The sequence below is a fragment of the uncultured Campylobacter sp. genome (assembly GCF_938040115.1).
In the GTDB taxonomy this organism is placed as follows: Bacteria; Campylobacterota; Campylobacteria; order Campylobacterales; family Campylobacteraceae; genus Campylobacter_A.
Map to the genome: position 1 here is coordinate 1 of NZ_CALHXD010000215.1, position 1,249 is coordinate 1,249.

The following is a 1,249-nucleotide window of genomic DNA, read 5'->3' on the forward strand; positions in this document are numbered from 1 at the left end:
GGCGATTTTTGCCGCGAGAGGATTTTTTGATTTAAAATTTTCGTATGGCATTTTTCCTCGCTTTTGAGTTAGGTTACGAAGCGATTATATGAAATTTAAGGTAAATTCGGGCTCAAATTTTACCCAAAGCCCGAATTTGCGCCGATCTATTCTTTTATATCAAAGCCCAGCGTCGTTTTTAGCGTTTCTTTGTCGCATTTTGCGGCATCCGGATAAGGCCTTTCATAAATCACCTCAAACACCCAAAAGCCCGGCCTTAGCGCTACGACTTCGGTGATACCCTGCGCGTCGGTCATACCGTAAAACGCTCGCTTATCCTCTAAAAATCCCGCAAAAGTGCCGGTTAGTTTGGCGCGTTCTAGCGGCTTGCCGTCAGCCAAAACTTGTAGTTTAAAGGGCTTATCCACGCGAAAACTAGCCGGATTTTGTAGCGGCACGGTCGGGGTTTGCGCCGACGGGCTTAGCGACAAAGTCGTCTGCTTCGCCTAAATTTAGGATTTTTTTGGACGTTATCGTCATCAGGCGGCAGATTTGTACGTCGCTTAAATCTTTTAGATCAAGCTTATTTTTGTCAATAATCCACTTGCCGTCGCTGCGCTTTTTTAGCGAATACATCGGATTTTGCCGCGCAAGCAGGATATAGGTGCCATAGCCTAGCTTTTCGCCCTCGTAGCGGTAGTTTTCGCCGCTTTGCGCTAGCTCTTTTTTCTGCCCGTTTTTGCCGATCAGGGTAACGGGCGCAAAAAGATGGACGCGCTCTTGCATTATGGGCTCGTAGTTTGGAAAGTCGTCGCTATAACCCATTTTTGCGACGAATTTACCCGTCTTTTCGTCGTTTTCACCGTCCACCCAAAACATATGCGCCTGCGCCGAACAAACGGCTCCCGCAAGTATCGCAGCGGTAAAAATTTTACGTGTTTTCATGCTTTTTTCTTTCGGTTATTTTTGATATTTGATATCAAATTATAGCTAAAAATAGATTAAAATTTGGATTTATTTTTGGAGAGATTTTTAAATTTTAGATTTACGGCTTTATTTTGCAAATTTATACGCCAAATAGTTCTCTTAATCGCCAAAAGCAAAATTTGAATAATTTTTACGAATTTACGAAGACCAATCGTGTCTTGGCGAGTAAAGCATTTAGATTTAGCGCAAAACTCGGGCGCATTTTTACGAAAAGCAAGACGCAAAACACGCAACCGAGTTAAATTTTAGCCGCCAGCCGAGTCTAACGCTTTAAAATTTTAGC

The 1,249-nt window shown here is 43.1% G+C and carries 2 protein-coding genes; both read right to left on the minus strand.

Features of this window, described 5'->3' with window-relative positions; genetic code table 11:
- Positions 1–146: 146 nt before the first annotated feature.
- A complete protein-coding gene (locus tag Q0314_RS07120) occupies positions 147–437 on the minus strand; it encodes a DUF4198 domain-containing protein (protein ID WP_298057820.1) in 291 nt (96 codons plus the stop codon).
- Positions 415–924 carry a DUF4198 domain-containing protein gene (locus Q0314_RS07125; RefSeq protein WP_298057822.1) on the minus strand — a complete coding sequence of 170 codons (510 nt, stop codon included), beginning with the start codon at positions 922–924 and terminating at the stop codon, positions 415–417. Before Q0314_RS07125 ends, Q0314_RS07120 begins: the two co-directional genes overlap by 23 nt.
- Positions 925–1,249 lie beyond the last annotated feature (325 nt).